Raw genomic sequence first — 18,284 nt, forward strand, 5'->3', positions numbered from 1 at the left:
CAGGGGGTCGTGAGGGGCATGTGCAGTCGGGTGTCGCGCCTCACGGGATGCTCTGCCTTGGCGAGGCGGTGTGGCGGGTTCGGGGGTTGCGGACGGAACGTTTTGTGTCGGCGGGCAGGGTGGTTTTGGATTTTTCGGGCGTGAGTCAGACCGGTAGGGCAACACGGCAGACATGATCGCGAGAACTCGTTAGGCTCGGGACGTTCGTCGCCGAAGGAGCTCCCTTGACGTTCTCAGAGCTGGAGACCCCGCCGCTCGACGCAGCCCGCCGCCTGGCCGAAGAGGGTGACCTCGCGGGCGCGGCGGCCATCCTCGCCGAGGTGGCCGAGGAACCTGACAATCCGGATCGGGCGCAGGCCGCCGTGGGGCTGGCCGTGGTGCTCGACCAGCGGGGCGACGTCGAAGGGGCGAGGGCCGCCGCCAGGACGGCGCTGGCCACGGGTCATCCCGAGTTCGCCGCGCAGGCCGCGTGCCACCTGGCTCAGGGGTTCGAGCGTGAGGGGCGGCTGGAGCAGGCGCGCGGGGCCTGGCAGGCGGTGCTGGGGCTCGGTACTCCCTCGTACTTGCCGCTGGCTCATCTGGCGCTGGCCCGGCTGGCGGGGGAGCTGGGCGACTACGACGAGGCGGAGGCCGAGCTGCGCGCCGCCATCGAGACGGGCGGGCAGGCCGACGGCGAGGAGGAGCCGGACGGGCACGCGGTGCAGGCCCGGGTGCACGCCGCGCAGCAGCTGGCCGATCTGCTGATGGAGCGCGACGAGCCCGGTGAGGCCGCCGACGTGCTGATCGACGTGCTGCAGGACGCCTCCGGTGACGACCTGGCGCGGCTGCGCGTACAGCTCGGCATCGCGCACCTGGAGATGGCCTGCGCGGAGTTCGCCGGGGCCGTCGAACAAGGGGGAGAGGCGCAGGTGAGCGCGCTGGCGATCGAGCTGCTGGCGCGTACGCTCCCGCTGCGCGGCCGCGACGACGCCGCCGATCAGGTGTGGGTGTACGGGCTGGAACACGAGGACGAGGGGCTGGCGGCCGAGGTGCGCCTGCGCTACGGACGCGACGCCTGAACGGCCTGAGGGTTCCCGCTGACGGGCGTGAGATTGCGCCTGGCCTGGGCAACCTGCTAGGGCCTGCGCATCAGCGCTCCCGCCGCGGCGATGTTGATCAGTACGATCGACACCCAGACGATGATCAGCCCCACCGTGCCCGCCTGGCTGGCGGCGATGGCCGTCAGCGGGATGCCCAGGCCCATGGAGCCGAGCGTGATCGGGGCGATCGAGCGGGGGCCGTCGTTCTTGCGCTTGGCTTCCACGCCGCGTAGCCGCAGCTCCGCTTCGACCCGGGCCGCGATCTGGGCGTCGAGGCGGTCGGCCAGCGAGTCGACCAGGGCGGTTTCGTACTCGGGGCCGAGGTCGCGGCGGGCGTCGATCGTCGCCCGCAGCTCGTCGCGGACGTCCTTCTCCTGTTGCATGCAGGACATCCTGCCTGTTCTCGGGCGCGCCGTCATCAGCCCTCGGGGCCATGTCGGTGTCCTCCCCAGGTACGGTGCTGCCATGGAGATCATGACTCCCCGGGGGCCGGCGCGGGTCGACGTGGACGAGGGGGAGGCGGACCGGCTGCTGCTGGTGCTGACGCACGGGTCGGCCGGGGGAGTGGACGCGCCCGATCTGCTGGCCGTGCGGGAGGCGGCGCTCGGCATGGGGGCGACCGTGGCCAGGGTGACGCAGGCGTTCCGGGTGGCGGGGGCGCGGGCGCCGGGGCCGGCCGAGCGGCAGGACGAGGCGTGGCTGACGGTGATCGGCGAGCTGCGGGCGCGCTGGCCCGGCCTGCCGCTGGTGCAGGGCGGCCGGAGCAACGGGGCGCGGGTGGCCTGCCGGACCGCGCGGGCGGCCGGGGCGGCGTCGGTGGTGGCGCTGGCGTTCCCGCTGCATCCGCCGGGCAAGCCGGAGCGGTCGCGGGCGGGCGAGCTGCGCGGCGCCGGGGTGGACGTGCTCGTGGTGAACGGCGACCGGGACCCGTTCGGGGTGCCGGACGCGGCGGACGCGGCGCGGCTGGTGGTGCTCCCCGGTGAGGGGCACGACCTGAAGAAGGACCCCGCCCGGGTGGGCGAGGTGGTCGCCGGCTGGCTGGCCCGTCATCTCGGGTGACCGGCCGGTGTGCGGTGGCTCAGGCGGCCCCGACGGCGGGGCGGTGCGGCGCGATGGCGGTGCCGCCGGGCAAGAGCTCACCGGTGTCCTCGAACAGGACGACGCCGTTGCACAGCAGGCTCCACCCCTGCTCGGGGTGGCGGGCCAGGGTGCGGGCGGCTTCGCGGTCAGGTGCGTCCGCAGACGGACAGACCGGGTCGTGCGGGCACATCGGCGTGCCTCCGAAATCTCTTTGGATGGCTCCCGGTCACGGGGCCGGGAACCGCTTGGCCTTACTTCCTAGCAAGTGTGCGATGTGCGTCACATATTCCGACATAGTCCGTTTGGACTGTTCCGGGAGGATCCTCCCCGTCGGCGTGTGACCCACGACACAGCGTGCCTCAGGCAGGATAACGGGCCAAGCACGACACGCACACTAGGTTTCCAGCCCCCGGAGCAACGCGTCCAGCCCGCGCTCGAAGTCGGCGTCGGCCCGGCTGTCGCGCCGTACCCACTCGTCCACCTCGGGGTCGGCCCAGCCCGAGCGCTGCACCTCGACCGCGACGCTGCCGAACACGAAGGCCCGCAGCGTGCGCACCGCCTCCTCCGCGTCGGGCAGGCCGCCGTCGGCGAGCTGCTCGACCTGCTCGGCGACGGCGACGGCGGCGGCGCCCTTGGGCGGTTTGGTGAGCGCCAGCGCCAGCACACCGGGGTGCTCGCGCAGCAGCTCGCGGCTGGCCCGGCACCACGCCCTGGCGGTCTCCTGCCAGGTGGCCGCCTGCTCGACGTGGACGGCGGTGACGTGCTCGGCCAGCGCGTCCATCAGCGCCTCCTTGCCGCGCGGCAGGTGGTGGTAGATGGCCATGGCCTCGACCTGGAGCGCGTCGCCGAGCCGGCGCATGGTGAGCCTGCGCAGGCCCTGGGTGTCGGCGATGTGCAGGGCGGCCTCGATGATGCGCTCGCGGGACAGGGGGACGGGCGGTCGCTTGGCGGGCATGACTGATCATCTTACTATGTAAAGGAGGGGGCGCCGGGGCGCCGCGCCGGACCGGTTACGGAGTCGCGGCGCGGAACGCGTACCCTGGTCGCTGGTAAAGAGCCGACAGCGTGAAGGGCAGAGTCGATGGCGTTTTTCCGTCCGCGGGTGAGCCGCGAGGCCGAGGTCCGCTACCACGCGGATCAGGAGATCTCCAAGAGCTTCCCCGAGCTGCTCGAGAAGGCCAGGGAGGCCGAGCAGGTCCTGCGCGACCTGCGCGCCGCCGACGCCGACGAGCTTGAGCTGCGCGCCGCCGGCCTGGCGTTCGACAAGGCGCTGACGGAGGCGCTGCGCGCGGCCGAGGCCGGGCAGCGGGCGGCGTTCGGGGTGCGGGCCTACGACGACCGCATCGCCCGGCGCAAGGCCAAGGCGACGCCCACGGGCGCCATGTGGACCGCCCAGGTGGAGCGGCTGCGCACGCTGCGCGAGGAGAACCGGATGTGGGGCATCCCGCGCGTCCCGGGCCGCGTTCCCTCCGCCCGGTGATCCGCCCGCCCGCCATCAGGCCCTAGGACGCGAACGAGCCCCGGCACACGCCGGGGCTCGTTCGCGTCTCACGGGGCCGGCGACGGCCCGCGGCGTCAGCTGGCCCAGTCGAGCAGGGGGCGGGTGTTGCTCGGGTGGCGCAGCTTGGACAGCGACTCCTTCTCCAGCTGGCGGATCCGCTCACGGGTGAGGCCGAGATGCTTGCCGATCTCGTCCAGCGTGTGCGGCTTGCCGTCGATCAGCCCGAACCGCAGCGCCATGATCTTGGCCTCGCGCGGCGACAGGTTCGACAGCACGTTCCTCAGCTGGGCGCCGAGCAGCTGCCGGTCGACGATCTCCGACGCCTCCGGCGAGTCGACGTCCTCGATCAGGTCGCCGATGGTGGTCTCGCCGTCCTCGCCGATCGTCGCGTTGAGCGAGATCGGCTGGCGGCTGGTCCGCATCAGCTCCTCGATCTGGCTGGGCGTCCTGTCCAGCTCCTTGGCCAGCTCCTCCGGCGTGGGCTCGCGGCCCATCCGCTGGTGCATCTCACGCTCGACGCGCGACAGCTTGGAGAGCAGCTCCAGCACGTGCACCGGCAGCCGGATGGTCCGGGCGGAGTCGGCGAAGCCGCGCTGGATCGCCTGGCGGATCCACCACATGGCGTAGGTGGAGAACTTGAAGCCCTTCTGGTAGTCGAACTTCTCCACGGCCCTGATCAGGCCCAGGTTGCCCTCCTGGACGACGTCCAGTAGCGACATGCCGCGGTCGGTGTACTTCTTGGCCACCGAGACCACCAGCCGGAGGTTGGCCTCCAGCATGTGGTCCTTGGCCGCCTTGCCGTCCTCCGCCACCCAGCGCAGTTCCTCGCGGTACTCGGGGGACAGGTCCGGCTCGGTCTCCAGCTTGTGCTCGGCGTACAGGCCCGCCTCGATGCGGCGCGCCAGCTCGACCTCCTCGGCGGCGGTGAGCAGGGTCCGGCGGCCGATCGACTTCAGGTACGTGTGCACCGAGTCGCCCATGGCGGACTGGTGGTCGTCCAGGTCGGCCGTCTCGTGGTCCAGCTCGTCCACGTCGGTGTCGGCCGTCTCGGCCTCGGCGGCGTCGGCCGCGGTCCTGTCGAGGTCGGCCTCCTCGCGCGGCGTGTCCTCGGTGAGGTCGTCGATCTCGGCCTTTGCCTCAAGGCGCCTGGAGTCGGTAGTCTTTGAGCGCGAAGCCCTCCTGGTGGAGCGCTTGGCGGCGGTCTTCGTGGCGGTCTTGTTCACGGGCTTCCTGGTAGCCTTCTTCGTGATCGCGGGCTCGTTGTCAGCGGCTAGGTTCACCCCGGACTCGGTGAGCTCGCGCAGGATCGAACGGCCCTCGGCCGGATCGATCCCGGCCTGGGCGAACGCGTCGCGCAGCTCCGCGAGCGAGAGGCGGCCCTGGGCCAGCCCTCGGTCAATCAGCTGATCGAGAGTGGCGTTCGGGGCCACGGCGGTTCGGGGCATGAGGACACCTCCTCCGTACGGAGTGGAAGCGAATGTAGGCGGGTGCAGGTGGCGCGGCCCCGGCTCCGGCCGCTTTGTTCACCTGTATCCATAACGCCAGGGGGCCGGATTTGTTCCCTCGTACGTGAAAAAGGGCGAGCCGCCCGATCGGCGGCGCGCCCTGAAGGGTCCTCTCGGCCTACTCGCCGATCTTCAGCTCGCCCACCTCGGGCATGGGCATCGGCTGGGCGTCCTCCAGCCGCTCGTCCGTCCAGTACTGGAGCACGTCCTCGGGGTCGGGGTTGACCCCGGTGGACACCACGATATCGGTGGGCTCGGCTGACGGGCCGGCGGGGGTCGGGCTGATCTCCTCGATGCCGGCCCGGGTGGTCTCCCGCGCCTGCTCAAGCCTGCCCGCCGAGGCGGCCGCCGCGACCCAGACACCGCCGGCGACGACGACGCCGACGACGGCCGCTGACGCCCACGTCTTGCGGGACTGCTTCATGAAGGCTCCTTCCCTCTCCCCACTATGACGCATCCGGACATCGATCAGGTTCCGGACTTCAGCCGCAAGAGATCGGGTTTTCCGTTGGGCAGCAGCGGGAGGCCGGGTAGCAGGCGCAGGTCGCGTGGCGCGGCGTAGGGCGGCAGCCGGTCGGCGCAGTAGGCGCGCAGCTGCGCGAGTGTGGGCGGATTCACAGGGTCGGCGGGCACCACGGCGGCCACCACCAGCTCGCCCCACTCGGGGTCCGGCCTGCCGATCACGGCGACGTCGGCCACCTCGGGATGGCCGCTCAGCACCGCGGCCACGGCCCCCGCCACCACCTTCTCCCCGCCGGTGTTGATGACGTCGTCGGCCCGCCCCAGCACCCGCAGCCGGCCGTCGGACAGCTCGCCGAGGTCGGAGGTGATGAACCAGCCGCCGTCGAACGGGGCGGGCTCGCCGGAGCGGTAGCCGGAGAAGAGCACCGGCCCGGCCACCCGGATCCGCCCGTCCTCGCCGATCTTGAGATCTACGTTGTAAAGGGGCCGGCCGTCGTACACGCACCCGCCGCACGTCTCGGTCATCCCGTACGTGGTCACGATCGTCGCGCCGAGCTCCCGGGCCTCGTCCAGCAGACCGGGCCGGGGCGCCGCGCCGCCGAGCAGGATGGTGCGGAACCCGGACAGGTCGGCCCCCAGCTCGACCAGGCGATGCAGCTGGGTGGGCACCAGCGACACGTGGTCGGCGCCCGAGCCGAGCACCGCCCGCGCGTCGAAGCGCTCGTGCATGATCGGCTCGCTCTCGCTGAGCAGCGACCGCACCAGCACCTGCAGGCCCGACACGTGCGAGGCGGGCAGGCAGCAGAGCCACCGCTCGCCCTTGGCCGCGCCGATCCGCCGCAGGGAGGATGCCGCCGAGGTCCGCAAGGCCGTCGCCGAGAGCATGACCCCCTTGGGCGCGCCCGTGGTGCCGCTGGTCGCGATCACCACCGCCACGTCCGGCGGCACTCCCAGACCGCCCTCGACGGGCTCGCCGTCGACGTGGGTGGGCCGCAGCGCGGCGATGGCGGCGCCGGCCTGACCCGGCGTGAGCGGCAGCACCGCGGGCCCCTCGCCCGACAGCGCGTCTCTGATCGCCGCGTACAGTTCGGGCCCTGCCGGACGGACCAGGGCGTGCAGCGGACGGTCCGGATGCGACGGATTCCTCCCCATGCTCGTAAGGTTAGTGACTCCTTCGCTCCCCCGAGGAGAGCTCCCGGGGTACGACGGACCAGCCCCCGCCCCTCCCGAACACAGGACCCGTATCAGTGAAGCGATTCCCCTGCCGGTCGAGCCCCGCGGCTTCCTCGCTAGATTTGATGGCGTCAGAACGGCAGCGGCGGCAGGGAGGGTCGTGACGCGTTCTCCCGTGGTGTTCCGGATCCCGATGCGCACCAGATTCCGGGGGCAGACCGTCAGGGAAGGGGTCCTGCTGCACGGCCCCGCAGGCTGGGGCGAGTTCTCGCCGTTCCCCGAGTACGGGCCGCGCGAGTGCGCCCGCTGGCTGGCGTGCGCCCGCGAGGCCGCCTTCGAGGGCTGGCCGGAGCCGGTGCGCGACACCGTCCCGGTGAACGCGACCGTGCCCGCCGTCGGGCCGGAGCAGGCGCACGAGCTGGTGCGGCGCTCCGGCTGCGGCACGGCGAAGGTCAAGGTGGCCGAGCCGGGCCAGAGCTTCGCCGACGACCTGGCCAGGGTGGAGGCGGTGCGCGACGCGCTGGGCCCGTCCGGCAGGCTGCGCGTGGACGTCAACGGCGCCTGGGAGGTGTCGGAGGCGGTGCGCCGGCTCAAGGAGCTGGACCGGTTCGGCCTGGAGTACGCCGAGCAGCCGTGCGCCACCCTCGACGAGCTCGCCGCCGTGCGCCGCGCCTGCGACGTGCCGATCGCGGCCGACGAGTCGATCCGCCGCGCCGAGGACCCGCTGCGGGTCAGGGCGGCCGAGGCCGCCGACATCGCGGTGGTCAAGGTCCAGCCGCTCGGCGGGGTGCGGAACGCGCTGCGCGTGGTCGAGGCGTGCGGGCTGCCGGCCGTCGTGTCGAGCGCCGTGGAGACGTCCGTGGGGCTGGCCGCCGGTCTGGCGCTGGCCGCCGCGCTGCCCGAGCTGCCGTACGCGTGCGGGCTCGGCACCCTGTCCCTGCTGGAGGGCGACGTGGTGGACGGGCCGCTGGTGCCCGAAGGCGGCGTGCTGGCCGTGCGCCGCCCCGACGTGGACGCCGGGCGGCTGTCGGCGTTCGAGATCGATTCTCCGTCGTGGCTGCGGCGGATGCAGGAGGCGTCACTGTGAACCCCGCTACCGCGCTGGCCACGGTGCTGGTCGACGAGCTGGTGCGCTGCGGCCTCACCGACGTCGTGATCGCGCCCGGCTCCCGCTCCGCGCCGCTGGCGCTGGCCGCGCACGCCGAGCCGAGGCTCCGCCTGCACGTGCGGATCGACGAGCGGTCGGCGTCGTTCCTGGCGCTCGGGCTGGCCAAGCGGACCGGCCGCCCGGTCGCGGTGATCTGCTCGTCCGGCACGGCCGCGGCCAACTTCCATCCGGCGGTGATCGAGGCGGGCGAGGCGGGCGTGCCGCTGCTCCTGCTGACCGCCGACCGGCCGCCGGAGCTGCGCGGCACCGGCGCCAACCAGACGATCGACCAGATCAAGCTGTACGGGACGGCGACGCGCTGGTTCGCCGAGGTGGGCGTGCCGGAGAACCGGCCGGGCCAGGTGGCCTACTGGCGGTCGCTGGCCTGCCGCGCCTACCAGCGGGCGGCGGGCCCGGACAGCCCCGGCCCGGTCCACCTGAACCTGGCCTTCCGCGAGCCGCTGCTGCCCGACGGCGACACCTCCTGGTGCGAGCCGCTAGGCGGCGGCGAGGGCCCGTGGGTGCGGGCCCGCGTCGCGCCGCCCTCCGCCGCGCTGCACCTCCCGCCGACCCGGCGCGGGGTGCTCGTGGTCGGCGACGGCGCGCCCAACGTGCGCCGGTACGTGGCCGCGGCGGGGATGGCCGGCTGGCCGGTGCTGTCGGAGCCGCAGGGCGGCGGCCGCTACGGCGACAACGCGGTCTCCACCTACCACTTCCTGCTCGGGCTGCCCGAGTTCGCCGACGCCCACGAGCCCGACGTGGTGGTCACGCTGGGCCGGCCGGGCCTGTCCCGGCCGCTGCTGTCGTGGCTGCAGCGCGCCCAGGAGCACATCGTGGTCGCGCCCGACCTGGACCGCTGGCCCGACCCGGCCCGCTCGGCCACCCAGGTGGCGCAGGCGGTGGAGATCCAGGCGGCCTCCGGCGACGACGGCTGGCTGCACGCCTGGCGGCGGGCCGACCAGGCGGCCAGGGCGGCGGTGGACGAGGTGCTCGACTCCTCCGGGACGAGCGAGCCCAGGCTGGCCCGCGACCTGGCCGACGCGCTGCCCAACGGGTCGCTGCTGTTCTGCGGCTCCTCGATGCCGATCCGCGACCTGGACCAGGCGATGCGGCCGCGCCGCGGCATCCGGCTGATGGCCAACCGGGGCGCCTCCGGCATCGACGGCCTCGTCTCGACCGCGATGGGGGCGGCGCTCGGCCACAACGGGCCCGCCTACGGCCTCATCGGCGACCTGTCGTTCCTGCACGACCAGAACGGGCTGGTGCTCGGCCCCCGCGAGCCGCGGCCGGACCTGTGCCTGGTGGTGGTCAACAACGACGGGGGCGGCATCTTCTCGATGCTGCCGCAGGCGGCCCTGCGCGACCCGTTCGAGCGTGTCTTCGGCACCCCCCACGGGGTCGACCTCGGGTACGTCACGGCCTCGACCGGCACCCCGTACACCCTCGTACAGGACATCTCCGATCTGCCGAAGGCGCTGCGGGGGGAGGGGCCGCGGGTGGTGGAGGTGCGCACGGACCGCGAGGCGAACGCGCGGATCCACGAACGGCTCAAGGACGCCGCGCAGGAGGCGGTACGAGCCGCGCTGGCCGGTTAGCCGCCGGGGCGGCGCGGAAGATCTCGTCCAGGCCGGTGACGCGCAGCAGCCTGGCCGTCATGGGCGGCACGCCGGACAGCCGCAGCACGGCCTGGCGCTGCTGCGCGCGCAGCCGGATCGCGACGAGCACGCCCAGGCCCGCGGCGTCGACGAAGGTCAGCGCGCCCAGCTCCAGCACGATCTCCCGGAGGCGGGTGATCCGGTCCAGCAGCTCGTCGACGTGGGCGCGGAGCGCGTCCCTGGAGGCGATGTCCAGCTCACCGGCCACCGCTACGGTCGCGACACCGCCGCGCACGCTCGTTTTCAGGTCTAGCGCCTTCATGGGACCCCCGCCGCCGTCCGTCGTCAGAAGAAGCGCCGATGCCGGGGGTCCCGCCGCCTCTTCCCGGGCCCGCCGGTGTGAGGTCCGGCGCGGCGCGAGGCCAGGCGGCGCATGAGCATCGTGGTGCGCTTGCAAGGCTGGAGTGTAGCGGGGGAGGCGGCATTACGCGGGAAGAACCCGATAACCCATGAAAATGGGGCATGGCTCGTAAAGCCGCCCGGATCAGCGCTCGATCAGCGTGACCTCGAGCGAGTAGTGCGAGGCGCGGTAGACGTGCGAGCCGTGCTCGACGGCGCGGCCCTGGTCGTCGTAGGTGGTGCGGACCATGGTCAGCAGCGGGGCGCCGCGCCGCTCGGCCAGCAGCCGGGCCTCCGCCTGGGTGGCCGCCCGCGCGCCGATCCGCTGGTTGGCCACCCGCATCCGCACGCCCGCGCCGCGCAGCAGCTCGTACAGGCCCCGGCTCTCCAGGCCCTCCGAGGTCAGCGGGGCCAGCCCCATCGGCAGCCAGTTGTGCAGCAGCGCCAGCGGCTCGCCGGAGGCGAACCGGAGCCGTTCCAGGTAGAGCACCTCGGTGCCGGGCTCGATGCCCAGGACGCCGGCGATCTCCTCGTCGACGGGCCTGGGCTCCAGCCGGAGCACCTGGGTGGCGGGCTCCTGCCCGGAGCGGCGCAGGTCGTCGTAGAGGCTGGTCAGCTCGACCGACCGCTTGACCTGGCCGTGCACCACCTGGGTGCCGACGCCGCGTTTACGGACGAGCAGTCCTTTGTCGACCAGGTACTGGATCGCCTGGCGGATCGTGGGCCGGGACAGCCCCAGCTTGTCGGCGAGCAGGATCTCGTTGTCGAGCCGGGCGCCGGGGGCCAGGTCGCCCCGCCGGATGGCCTCGGCGATCTGCTCGGCCACCTGGAAGTAGAGCGGCACGGGGCTGGATCGGTCCAGCTCGATCGCCAGGTTCGCGGTCATGCCGAGCAGATTATCCGAGGTCAGAATGTCATGACAAATAAACGGAAACGAGGGCGGTTCGTCGCTTGATGCGGCTTACTGTCATGGTTGTCTGTGATGACTGCTTCTCTTGGGGGACCGATGGACACGACCGCACTGCTGGACACCGCCGTCGAGGCCGCCAGGGCCGTGGGGCCGCGGCTGCGCGAGGCGTTCCGCTCCCGGCCGGAGGTGGCGACCAAGCGCGACTTCCACGACCCGGTGACCGAGCACGACAAGGCGGCCGAGGAGACCATCCGGGCCGTCATCGAGAAGCGGGTCCCCGGCAGTGCGATCGTGGGGGAGGAGATCGGCGAGACCGGCTCCGGCGACCTGGTCTGGTATGTCGACCCCATCGACGGCACCGCCAACTTCGCGGCCGGGCTGCCGTTCTTCTGCGTGTCGATCGCCGCCGCCGTCGGCGGCGAACTGGTGGCCGGAGTGGTGTACGACCCCGTACGCGGGGACGAGTTCACCGCCACCACCGAGGGGGCCTGGTGCGGCGGGAAGCCGATCCGCAGCGCGGGGGCGGCCCGCGACCGCGAGGCGATGCTGCTGTGCAGCTACCCGTCGCCGCTCGACCTGGAGGCCGACGGCGAGGAGGGGCTGCGCCGCTACGGGCGGCTGGTCGAGGCGTTCGCGGCCGTGCGCAGGCCCGGCAGCGCCGCGCTCAGCCTGGCGCACGTCGCGGCGGGCTGGGCGGACGTGACCTACGCGACCCGCGCCCAGTCGTGGGACGTGGCGGCGGGCGCCCTCCTGGTCCGCCAGGCGGGCGGCGTGTACCTGGGCGACCCCGTCGCGCCCGGCGACTACCTGGCCCACGTCGGCACCTTCGACCTGAAGTCGTCCGCCCTCGCAGGGGTGACCGTGCAGAGGCGGTAAGGGCCGGTCCTCGCGCGGGGAGCGGGCTTGAGGCTCGGTTCTCCGGGGTCCGGTCAGGGTGGCGATTTCAGAGGGTGCTCAGCAGGGACGGGAGTTCGGTCAGGGTCGTGATGCGGGGGAAGCCCTCCGGGGCCGGGGACGTGCCCAGGCGGTCGAGCCAGACCGAGCGCATGCCCGTCGCCGCCGGCCCCGTCACGTCGTTGACGATGTCGTCGCCGACCAGCAGCACCTCCCGCGGCGGCAGCCCGAGCGCGGCCGCCGCCGCGGTGTAGCAGGCCTCCGCCGGCTTGTAGCAGCCGCCCAGCACCTCGCCGGTCAGCACCCGGCCCACCCGCCCCTCCAGGCCGATGGCGCGTACCTTCTCCTCCTGGATCTCCTGGGCGCCGTTGGTCAGCACCCCGATCCGGAACCCGTCCAGCGCGGCCAGCGCCGCCGCCGCGTCGGCGAAGGCCGTCCAGCCCCGCCGGTAGTGCCCGGTGAATTCGGCGAAGGCCGCGTCCAGGTCGGCGGGGGGCTCGATGGCCAGCTCCGCGCAGAGCGCCCGCAGACGGCGGCGCCGCTGCTCCTGCCACGAGCACTCGCCCGCGTGCCAGGCCGCCAGGTGCGGCTCCTCCAGCGCCGCCCAGAGCGCGGCCGCCTCGCCCAGCCGGGGGTTGCCCGGGGCCCGCTCCGACACCCACGCGCCGATCGCGGTGTCGGCGGCGGTCCGGTGCTCGAGAAGGGTGCCGTCCAGGTCGAACAGAATGCCGTTGATCACGTCGTCGTCCTCCTGCGGTATTCGCCGGCCTCCCGGACATGGTCGATCATCGCTTGCTCGGCCGCCTCACCGTCCCCCCGCTCCAGGGCCGCGAGCACGTCCGCGTGCGCGGCGAGCTGACGGCGGGCCTGGTCGGGATCGAGCCACTGGGACGCCCCGGCGGGCACCGGGAAGCTGTCGCGCACCGCCCTGGCCTGCCGGCCGAGGAACGCCGGGCCGCCGATGTCGGTGATCCGCAGGTGGAAGTCCCTGCTCTGGCCGGCCAGCCGGTCGTGGCGGCCGGCGTCGGCGTCGCGGGTCATCGAGGCGTGCAGGTCGCGCAGCCCGGCCAGCTCCTCGGCGGTGATCCGGGCCGCCGCCAGCCGCGCCCCGAAGCCCTCGACGACCGCGCGCAGCCCGTAGAACTCCTCCAGCGCGTCGTCGCCCAGGTCGACCACCGTCGCGCCGTGGTGCGCCTCGTAGCTGATCAGGCGGTCCCTCTCCAGCCTGCGCAGCGCCTCCCGTACCGGGGTGACCGAGACGCCGAGCCGCCGCGCGACCGCCCCGGCCCGCAGGGCGGTCCCGCCGGGGATGCGGGCGGTGCGGATCTCCTCCAGCAGCACGCGGTAGACGTAGTCGGCCTTGCTCATGGGCGGCCGGTGGTCGGAGGTCATGGGGTAAGTCTCCCAAAGTTGACCCAGGCCCTTTTTCTTATAACTTATATGAATATGACGAGTCTCGCGGGTTTACGGGTCATCGACGCCGCCACGCTCTTCGCCGGGCCCACCGCCGCGATGATGCTCGGCGACTTCGGCGCGGACGTGATCAAGATCGAGCATCCGCGGCGCGGCGACCCGGCGCGCGGCCACGGCGCCTCGGCCGACGGGGTGGGGCTGTGGTGGAAGACGCTCGCCCGCAACAAGCGGGCCGCCGCCGTCGACCTGTCGCGGGCCGAGGGCCAGGAGATCCTGCGCCGCCTCGCCGGCCGCTCCGACGTGCTCGTGGAGAACTTCCGGCCCGGCACGCTGGAACGCTGGGGGATCGGCCCGGACGTGCTGCTGGAGCGCAACCCCCGGCTGATCGTGGCCCGGATGACCGGGTTCGGGCAGTTCGGGCCGATGGCGGCGCGGCCCGGGTTCGGCACCCTGGCAGAGGCCATGAGCGGGTTCGCGGCGATGACGGGGGAGCCCGGCGGTCCGCCGACGCTGCCGCCGCTCGCGCTGGCCGACGGCATCGCGGGCCTCGCCATGGCCTACGCGGTCATGGTCGCGCTCCGCGCCCGTGAGCGGACCGGCCGCGGGCAGGTCGTCGACCTGGCCATCATCGAGCCCATCCTCGCCCTGCTCGGCCCCCAGATGACCGCCTACAAGGCGACCGGCGCGGTGCCGCGGCGCACCGGCAACAGGTCGAGCAGCAACGCGCCGCGCAACACCTACCGCACCCGCGACGGCCGCTGGCTGGCGATCTCCACCAGCGCCCAGCCGATCGCCGAGCGCGTCATGACCCTGGTCGGGCGGCCCGACCTGGCCGAACAGCCCTGGTTCAAGAGCGGCGCCGGGCGCGTGGAGCACGTCGACGAACTGGACGAGGCCGTCGCCTCCTGGATCGCCGCCCGCGACGCCGCCGAGGTCGTCGCCCGCTTCGAGGAGGCGCAGGCCGCGGTCGCGCCCGTCTACGACGTCACCGACATCGCCGACGACCCCCAGTACGCGGCGCTGAACACGTTCGTCGAGCTGCCCGACGAGGAGCTGGGCTCGGTCACCGTGCAGAACGTGCTCTTCCGCCTCTCCGACACCCCGGGCGAGGTGCGCTGGCCCGGCCGCCCCCTCGGGCGCGACACCGACGCCGTGCTCGGCGAGCTCTCCTACCCGCCGGACGAGATCGCCCGGTTGCGCGAGAGCGGGGTGATCGCGTGACCATCCCCGTCACCTGGTTGTACGTGCCCGGGGACCGGCCGGAACGGTTCGCCAAGGCGGCCGCGTCCGGTGCCGACGTGGTCATCATCGACCTGGAGGACGCGGTCCCGCCCGCCCGCAAGGACGAGGCCCGCGCCCACGCCGCCGCCTACCTGCGCGCCCGCCCGGCCGGCGGGCCGCCCGTGCACGTGCGGGTCAACGACCTGAGCACCCAGCGCGGGCTGGACGACCTCGCCGAGCTGGCCGGGGCCGCCGACGCGGTACGGCTGCCCAAGGTGGAGTCGGCGGCCACGCTCGACCTGGTGGAGCGGCTGGGCGCGCGGGCGTACCCGCTGCTGGAGTCCGCCGCCGGGATCCTGGAGGCGCGGGCCATCGCCGCCCACCCGTGCGTCGACGGCATCGCCCTCGGCGAGCAGGACCTGGCGGCCGAGCTGTCCGTCACCGGCGGGCCCGCGCTGGACCACCTGCGCCTGAGCGCCGTGCTGGCCGCCGCCGCCGCGGGGCTGCCGCCGGTGCCGCTCTCCGTCTATCCGGACGTACGAGACGAGGCCGGGCTGGCGGCGTCCTGTGCGCACGGGCGGACGCTGGGCCTGTTCGGTCGTACCGCCATCCACCCGCGGCAGATCCCGGTGATCAGGGCCGCGTTCCGCCCGACGCCGGAGGAGACGGCGCGGGCCGCCGAGATCGTGCGGGCGGCCGAGACCGCGGGCGGCGGCGCGCTGGCCCTGCCGGGCGGCGCCTTCGTCGACGCCCCCATCGTGGCCCGCGCCCGCCGCACCCTCACCCTCGCCGCCCAGCTCACCGAACCTTCGCAGCCCTCGTAGAGCCGCCCTCGCGCATCCCGCACCGTGGTAGGGGCCGCCCTCGCCTGTTCCGCGCCGCCGCCCCCGTGCCGCGGCGGGGCCGTCCTCCTGCTCGCCGTCTCCGTCCTCCTCAGGGCCGCTTGGGGACGTTCCGTGCCCGTTCCCCCAGGGGTCAGGCCGCTGGTCTCATTGGTCTGTATGTCTATACATACGGATGATATTGAGGTAGAACCGGGGCGAGCCCATCGCTCTGGAGGTGTCCATGAGACGAATCCCTGTCGTGCTGGCACTGGCGAGCGCCCTGGCGCTGACCGCCTGCTCCGCGCCGGCCGAGCAGAACGCGGAGCCCGGATCGGCGCCTCCGGCAGGCGGCGGCGAGTACGCGGTGATCACCCACGGCGCCCCCGGAGACTCCTTCTGGGACGTGGTCAAGAACGGCGCCGAAGCCGCCGGGCAGGAGTACGGCGTGACCGTCACGTACCAGGGCGACGGCGACCCCGCCAAGCAGTCGCAGCTCATCGACCAGGCGGTGTCCGGCCAGGCGGACGGCATCGTGGTGTCCATGGCCAACCCGGACGCGCTGCGCGAGGCGGTGGGCAAGGCGGTGGCGGCGGGGATCCCGGTGGTGACCATCAACTCAGGAGCTGACTCGTCCAAGGAGTTCGGCGCGATCACGCACGTCGGCCAGTCGGAGGACGTGGCGGGGCGCGGCGCCGGCGAGCAGCTCAAGTCCGCCGGGGTGACGAAGCTGCTGTGCGTGATCCACGAGGCCGGGAACATCGGGCTCGACCAGCGCTGCACGGGCGCCGAGGAGACGCTCGGCGGCGCCGTCGAGCGGCTGCAGGTCGACGTGAGCAACCTGGCCGACGTCACCTCGAAGGTCACCGCCAAGCTCCAGTCGGACCAGTCGGTGAACGGGGTGCTGGCGCTGAACCCGGCCGTCGCGGTGGCCGCCAGGGACGCGATCAGGGACTCGGGTTCGCAGGCCAAGCTGGCCACCTTCGACCTGTCGGCCGACGTGGTCGCCGCGATCCAGGCCGACGAGATCCTGTTCGCGGTGGACCAGCAGCAGTACCTCCAGGGCTACCTGCCGATCACGTTCCTCCACCTGTACAAGAACAACCTGAACACCGTCGGCGGCGGCCTGCCGGTCAACACCGGCCCCGGGTTCGTCACCAAGGAGAACGCCGAGCGGGTGGCCAAGCTCGCGGAGGCGGGCACGCGATGACGGCCGCCACGAGCCGCGCGGACGAGCGGGTCGCCGACGTCGGCCTCCTGCGCCGCCTGCTCATCCGGCCCGAGCTGGGCGCGGTCGTCGGGGCGATCGTGGTGTTCACGTTCTTCGCGAGCCAGTCGGCGGTCTTCCGCTCGCTGGACGGCATCGCCAACTGGCTGGACCCGGCGGCGACGCTCGGCATCATGGCGGTCGCGGTCGCGCTGCTGATGATCGGCGGCGAGTTCGACCTGTCGGCGGGCGTGCTGACCGGCACGACCGGGCTGATCCTGGTGACGCTCGCCACCCGGTACGGCCTGAACGTCTGGGTGGCGATGCTCGCCGGCCTGGTCGTGGCGCTCGCCGTCGGCCTGTTCAACGGGCTGATCGTGACCAGGACCCGGCTGCCGAGCTTCATCGTGACGCTCGGCACGTTCCTGATGCTGCAGGGCATAAACCTCGGCGTCACCAAGGCGCTCACCGGCACGGTGCAGGTCGGGGGGTTGCGCTCGGCCTCCGGGTACGAGGGGGCGCGCACGGTCTTCGCCGGTACGGTCGAGATCGGCGGGAGTTCGTTCCGGGTGGCGATCCTGTGGTGGCTGCTGGTCACCGCGGTCGCGACCTGGGTGCTCATGCGTTCCCGCCAGGGCAACTGGATCTTCGCGGTGGGCGGCGACGAGAAGGCGGCCCGCGCGGTCGGGGTGCCCGCGGCCCGCACGAAGATCGCGCTGTTCATGACGACGGCGTTCGCCGCCTGGCTGGTCGGCTCGATCCTGGCGCTGCGCTACACGTCGGTGCAGGCCAACGTGGGCATCGGGCAGGAGTTCATCTACATCATCGCGGCGGTGATCGGCGGCTGCCTGCTCACCGGCGGGTACGGGTCGGCGATCGGCGCGGCGATCGGGGCGGTGATCTTCGGGATGGCCGACAAGGGCATCGTGTTCCTGGGGTGGGACGCCGACTGGTTCAAGTTCTTCCTGGGCGCGATGCTGCTGCTGGCCACGCTCGCCAACCGCCTGGTGCGCCGCTACGCCGAGGGGGTCAGGCATTGATCCTGGAGACGAGGGGCATCGGCAAGTCGTTCGGCTCGGTGCTGGCGCTGCGCGAGGTGTCGATGTCGGTGGAGGCCGGCCAGGTCACCTGCGTGCTCGGCGACAACGGGGCCGGCAAGTCGACGCTCATCAAGATCCTGTCCGGGGTGCATCAGCACGACGCCGGGTCGCTGCTGGTCGACGGGGCCGAGGCCCGGTTCGCGAGCCCGCGTGACGCGCTCGACCGCGGCATCTCCACGGTCTACCAGGATCTGGCGATGATCCCGCTGATGTCGGTGTGGCGGAACTTCTTCCTCGGGTCGGAGCCGCGCAGGGGCCTGCTCGGCTTCGACGTGCGCCGGGCCAGGCGGGTGGCGCGCGACGAGCTGCGCGCGATGGGCATCGACGTCCGGGACGTGGACCAGCCGGTCGGCACGCTGTCCGGAGGGGAGCGGCAGTCGGTGGCGATCGCCCGCGCGGTGTACTTCGGCGCGCGCGTGCTCATCCTGGACGAGCCCACCTCCGCGCTCGGCGTCAAGCAGGCCGGGGTGGTGCTGCGCTACATCGCCGCGGCCCGCGACCGGGGGCTGGGGGTGGTGTTCATCACCCACAACCCGCACCACGCCTATCCGGTGGGGGACCGGTTCCTCCTGCTGAACCGGGGGACGAGCCTGGGGCAGTACGCCAAGGCCGACATCAGCAGGGAGCGGCTGACCTCTCTGATGGCGGGCGCGGCCGAGCTGGAGGAGCTGGCCCACGAGCTCGAACGGGATTGAAATCTACAATGTAAAGGCGCCCGGCCGGGTCACGCCGTGCGCTCCGGGGTTCGAGATCGACGACGGCGGGGCCTAGCCTTGA

Annotated in this window: 21 protein-coding genes; 11 read left to right on the top strand and 10 right to left on the bottom strand. The window is 73.2% G+C overall.

What is annotated here, in order from left to right; genetic code table 11:
• The first annotated feature begins 224 nt into the window (after nucleotides 1-224).
• Nucleotides 225-1,058: a tetratricopeptide repeat protein gene (locus AB0J42_RS12450; RefSeq protein ID WP_364292262.1), complete on the top strand. Its 834-nt coding sequence runs from the start codon at nucleotides 225-227 to the stop codon at nucleotides 1,056-1,058.
• A 56-nt stretch (nucleotides 1,059-1,114) separates the two neighbouring features.
• Here the strand turns inward: AB0J42_RS12450 and AB0J42_RS12455 are convergent, their stop codons facing one another.
• Entirely contained in the window at nucleotides 1,115-1,462 is a 348-nt protein-coding gene (locus tag AB0J42_RS12455; protein WP_364292265.1) for a hypothetical protein, read from the bottom strand.
• A gap of 82 nt (nucleotides 1,463-1,544) precedes the next feature.
• Between AB0J42_RS12455 and AB0J42_RS12460 the strand changes: the two genes are divergently transcribed.
• A complete protein-coding gene (locus tag AB0J42_RS12460) occupies nucleotides 1,545-2,138 on the top strand; it encodes an alpha/beta family hydrolase (protein WP_364292268.1) in 594 nt (197 codons plus the stop codon).
• Nucleotides 2,139-2,157: 19 nt separating this feature from the next.
• Here AB0J42_RS12460 and AB0J42_RS12465 read toward each other — a convergent pair whose 3' ends face one another.
• Both AB0J42_RS12465 and AB0J42_RS12470 read right to left on the bottom strand, forming a co-directional pair.
• Nucleotides 2,158-2,349, bottom strand: coding sequence for a DUF5999 family protein (locus AB0J42_RS12465; protein ID WP_364292271.1), 192 nt, complete (start codon nucleotides 2,347-2,349; stop codon nucleotides 2,158-2,160).
• Nucleotides 2,350-2,553: 204 nt separating this feature from the next.
• The gene (locus AB0J42_RS12470; protein ID WP_364292274.1) at nucleotides 2,554-3,114 is read right to left on the bottom strand and encodes a TetR/AcrR family transcriptional regulator C-terminal domain-containing protein; all 561 of its coding nucleotides are present in this window, start codon (nucleotides 3,112-3,114) and stop codon (nucleotides 2,554-2,556) included.
• A 126-nt stretch (nucleotides 3,115-3,240) separates the two neighbouring features.
• On the opposite strand from AB0J42_RS12470, the gene AB0J42_RS12475 reads away from it, so the two are divergent.
• Complete coding sequence (locus AB0J42_RS12475; protein WP_364292277.1) at nucleotides 3,241-3,639, top strand: hypothetical protein; 399 nt, start codon at nucleotides 3,241-3,243, stop codon at nucleotides 3,637-3,639.
• Nucleotides 3,640-3,734: 95 nt separating this feature from the next.
• Here AB0J42_RS12475 and AB0J42_RS12480 read toward each other — a convergent pair whose 3' ends face one another.
• The 3 genes from AB0J42_RS12480 to AB0J42_RS12490 all read right to left on the bottom strand — a co-directional run bounded on the left by AB0J42_RS12480 (nucleotide 3,735) and on the right by AB0J42_RS12490 (nucleotide 6,779).
• On the bottom strand, nucleotides 3,735-5,105 hold the full coding sequence (locus AB0J42_RS12480) for an RNA polymerase sigma factor (RefSeq protein WP_364292280.1): 1,371 nt from the start codon (nucleotides 5,103-5,105) through the stop codon (nucleotides 3,735-3,737).
• 178 nt (nucleotides 5,106-5,283) lie between these two features.
• Nucleotides 5,284-5,589: a hypothetical protein gene (locus tag AB0J42_RS12485; RefSeq protein ID WP_364292283.1), complete on the bottom strand. Its 306-nt coding sequence runs from the start codon at nucleotides 5,587-5,589 to the stop codon at nucleotides 5,284-5,286.
• A 44-nt stretch (nucleotides 5,590-5,633) separates the two neighbouring features.
• Complete coding sequence (locus AB0J42_RS12490; RefSeq protein ID WP_364292286.1) at nucleotides 5,634-6,779, bottom strand: AMP-binding protein; 1,146 nt, start codon at nucleotides 6,777-6,779, stop codon at nucleotides 5,634-5,636.
• Nucleotides 6,780-6,993: 214 nt separating this feature from the next.
• Between AB0J42_RS12490 and AB0J42_RS12495 the strand changes: the two genes are divergently transcribed.
• Nucleotides 6,994-7,887, top strand: coding sequence for an o-succinylbenzoate synthase (locus AB0J42_RS12495; RefSeq protein WP_364292586.1), 894 nt, complete (start codon nucleotides 6,994-6,996; stop codon nucleotides 7,885-7,887).
• Nucleotides 7,884-9,542: a 2-succinyl-5-enolpyruvyl-6-hydroxy-3-cyclohexene-1-carboxylic-acid synthase gene (gene menD / locus AB0J42_RS12500; RefSeq protein ID WP_364292289.1), complete on the top strand. Its 1,659-nt coding sequence runs from the start codon at nucleotides 7,884-7,886 to the stop codon at nucleotides 9,540-9,542. Before AB0J42_RS12495 ends, menD begins: the two co-directional genes overlap by 4 nt.
• On the opposite strand, the gene AB0J42_RS12505 is transcribed toward menD, so the two are convergent.
• Nucleotides 9,496-9,864, bottom strand: a complete 369-nt coding sequence (locus tag AB0J42_RS12505; protein ID WP_364292292.1) for an STAS domain-containing protein — start codon at nucleotides 9,862-9,864, stop codon at nucleotides 9,496-9,498. The genes menD and AB0J42_RS12505 overlap by 47 nt on opposite strands.
• Nucleotides 9,865-10,086: 222 nt before the next feature.
• Nucleotides 10,087-10,827 carry a GntR family transcriptional regulator gene (locus tag AB0J42_RS12510; RefSeq protein WP_364292295.1) on the bottom strand — a complete coding sequence of 247 codons (741 nt, stop codon included), beginning with the start codon at nucleotides 10,825-10,827 and terminating at the stop codon, nucleotides 10,087-10,089.
• Nucleotides 10,828-10,947: 120 nt separating this feature from the next.
• Here AB0J42_RS12510 and AB0J42_RS12515 point away from each other — a divergent pair, with 120 nt between their 5' ends.
• Complete coding sequence (locus AB0J42_RS12515; protein WP_364292298.1) at nucleotides 10,948-11,727, top strand: inositol monophosphatase family protein; 780 nt, start codon at nucleotides 10,948-10,950, stop codon at nucleotides 11,725-11,727.
• A gap of 67 nt (nucleotides 11,728-11,794) precedes the next feature.
• Here the strand turns inward: AB0J42_RS12515 and AB0J42_RS12520 are convergent, their stop codons facing one another.
• Both AB0J42_RS12520 and AB0J42_RS12525 read right to left on the bottom strand, forming a co-directional pair.
• On the bottom strand, nucleotides 11,795-12,484 hold the full coding sequence (locus tag AB0J42_RS12520) for an HAD family hydrolase (RefSeq protein ID WP_364292301.1): 690 nt from the start codon (nucleotides 12,482-12,484) through the stop codon (nucleotides 11,795-11,797).
• A complete protein-coding gene (locus AB0J42_RS12525; protein WP_364292304.1) occupies nucleotides 12,481-13,137 on the bottom strand; it encodes a GntR family transcriptional regulator in 657 nt (218 codons plus the stop codon). Before AB0J42_RS12525 ends, AB0J42_RS12520 begins: the two co-directional genes overlap by 4 nt.
• A gap of 54 nt (nucleotides 13,138-13,191) precedes the next feature.
• Here AB0J42_RS12525 and AB0J42_RS12530 point away from each other — a divergent pair, with 54 nt between their 5' ends.
• The 5 genes from AB0J42_RS12530 to AB0J42_RS12550 all read left to right on the top strand — a co-directional run bounded on the left by AB0J42_RS12530 (nucleotide 13,192) and on the right by AB0J42_RS12550 (nucleotide 18,202).
• Complete coding sequence (locus AB0J42_RS12530; RefSeq protein WP_364292307.1) at nucleotides 13,192-14,379, top strand: CoA transferase; 1,188 nt, start codon at nucleotides 13,192-13,194, stop codon at nucleotides 14,377-14,379.
• The gene (locus AB0J42_RS12535) at nucleotides 14,376-15,203 is read left to right on the top strand and encodes a CoA ester lyase (RefSeq protein ID WP_364292310.1); all 828 of its coding nucleotides are present in this window, start codon (nucleotides 14,376-14,378) and stop codon (nucleotides 15,201-15,203) included. Before AB0J42_RS12530 ends, AB0J42_RS12535 begins: the two co-directional genes overlap by 4 nt.
• A gap of 241 nt (nucleotides 15,204-15,444) precedes the next feature.
• On the top strand, nucleotides 15,445-16,410 hold the full coding sequence (locus AB0J42_RS12540; RefSeq protein ID WP_364292313.1) for a sugar ABC transporter substrate-binding protein: 966 nt from the start codon (nucleotides 15,445-15,447) through the stop codon (nucleotides 16,408-16,410).
• Nucleotides 16,407-17,447 carry an ABC transporter permease gene (locus tag AB0J42_RS12545; RefSeq protein WP_364292316.1) on the top strand — a complete coding sequence of 347 codons (1,041 nt, stop codon included), beginning with the start codon at nucleotides 16,407-16,409 and terminating at the stop codon, nucleotides 17,445-17,447. The genes AB0J42_RS12540 and AB0J42_RS12545 overlap by 4 nt, the downstream gene beginning before the upstream one ends.
• Nucleotides 17,444-18,202, top strand: a complete 759-nt coding sequence (locus AB0J42_RS12550) for an ATP-binding cassette domain-containing protein (RefSeq protein ID WP_364292319.1) — start codon at nucleotides 17,444-17,446, stop codon at nucleotides 18,200-18,202. The genes AB0J42_RS12545 and AB0J42_RS12550 overlap by 4 nt, the downstream gene beginning before the upstream one ends.
• The last annotated feature ends 82 nt before the right edge of the window (nucleotides 18,203-18,284 follow it).

Origin of the sequence: Nonomuraea sp. NPDC049649, assembly GCF_040675175.1 — a bacterium.
GTDB lineage: Bacteria > Actinomycetota > Actinomycetes > Streptosporangiales > Streptosporangiaceae > Nonomuraea.

Coding starts and splice junctions, on each gene's coding strand:
- AB0J42_RS12470 (WP_364292274.1), bottom strand. CDS start 3,114: ATGCCCGCCAAGCGACCGCCCGTCCCCCTGTCCCGCGAGCGCATCATC.
- AB0J42_RS12475 (WP_364292277.1), top strand. CDS start 3,241: ATGGCGTTTTTCCGTCCGCGGGTGAGCCGCGAGGCCGAGGTCCGCTAC.
- AB0J42_RS12505 (WP_364292292.1), bottom strand. CDS start 9,864: ATGAAGGCGCTAGACCTGAAAACGAGCGTGCGCGGCGGTGTCGCGACC.
- AB0J42_RS12545 (WP_364292316.1), top strand. CDS start 16,407: ATGACGGCCGCCACGAGCCGCGCGGACGAGCGGGTCGCCGACGTCGGC.
- AB0J42_RS12530 (WP_364292307.1), top strand. CDS start 13,192: ATGACGAGTCTCGCGGGTTTACGGGTCATCGACGCCGCCACGCTCTTC.
- AB0J42_RS12515 (WP_364292298.1), top strand. CDS start 10,948: ATGGACACGACCGCACTGCTGGACACCGCCGTCGAGGCCGCCAGGGCC.
- AB0J42_RS12485 (WP_364292283.1), bottom strand. CDS start 5,589: ATGAAGCAGTCCCGCAAGACGTGGGCGTCAGCGGCCGTCGTCGGCGTC.
- AB0J42_RS12490 (WP_364292286.1), bottom strand. CDS start 6,779: ATGGGGAGGAATCCGTCGCATCCGGACCGTCCGCTGCACGCCCTGGTC.
- AB0J42_RS12540 (WP_364292313.1), top strand. CDS start 15,445: ATGAGACGAATCCCTGTCGTGCTGGCACTGGCGAGCGCCCTGGCGCTG.
- AB0J42_RS12495 (WP_364292586.1), top strand. CDS start 6,994: ATGCGCACCAGATTCCGGGGGCAGACCGTCAGGGAAGGGGTCCTGCTG.
- AB0J42_RS12465 (WP_364292271.1), bottom strand. CDS start 2,349: ATGTGCCCGCACGACCCGGTCTGTCCGTCTGCGGACGCACCTGACCGC.
- AB0J42_RS12525 (WP_364292304.1), bottom strand. CDS start 13,137: ATGACCTCCGACCACCGGCCGCCCATGAGCAAGGCCGACTACGTCTAC.
- AB0J42_RS12460 (WP_364292268.1), top strand. CDS start 1,545: ATGGAGATCATGACTCCCCGGGGGCCGGCGCGGGTCGACGTGGACGAG.
- AB0J42_RS12455 (WP_364292265.1), bottom strand. CDS start 1,462: ATGCAACAGGAGAAGGACGTCCGCGACGAGCTGCGGGCGACGATCGAC.
- AB0J42_RS12480 (WP_364292280.1), bottom strand. CDS start 5,105: ATGCCCCGAACCGCCGTGGCCCCGAACGCCACTCTCGATCAGCTGATT.
- AB0J42_RS12510 (WP_364292295.1), bottom strand. CDS start 10,827: ATGACCGCGAACCTGGCGATCGAGCTGGACCGATCCAGCCCCGTGCCG.